This window comes from Pseudoalteromonas sp. SIMBA_162 (assembly GCF_046535955.1).
Taxonomy (GTDB): Bacteria; Pseudomonadota; Gammaproteobacteria; order Enterobacterales; family Alteromonadaceae; genus Pseudoalteromonas; species Pseudoalteromonas marina.
In genome coordinates this window covers 1-245 of the sequence record NZ_JAWJBQ010000973.1, presented here as the reverse complement: position 1 = coordinate 245, position 245 = coordinate 1, and the positions used below count along the sequence as shown (strand labels likewise).

At 37.1% G+C, this 245-nt stretch carries 1 protein-coding gene; it reads left to right on the top strand.

The genetic code is table 11. From position 1 onward, the window contains the following. Window positions 1–192: hypothetical protein (locus R0J88_RS22605; RefSeq protein ID WP_410901264.1), on the top strand; the 192-nt coding region annotated here is incomplete at its 5' end. Window positions 193–245 lie beyond the last annotated feature (53 nt).

Here is a 245-nt window from a genome sequence, read left to right as displayed (position 1 = left end):
GAAAGAAAACGCTACATGAAACCATATGCAAGTATGGTAAGTGACTTACTAGGGAAGGACATGAAAGGCGGTTATGGTGAAGGTATTGTACAAAACATTACTATCAATTCTCCTGAACCACTTTCACCTTCTGATATAGCACGTAAAAATCTACAAGTATCACGTAGATTAGCTAGAGAGTGGGGGCTATAGATGAAATTAACATATACTAATGCAAATGGCGAAAGTATCAGTATTTCACGTAC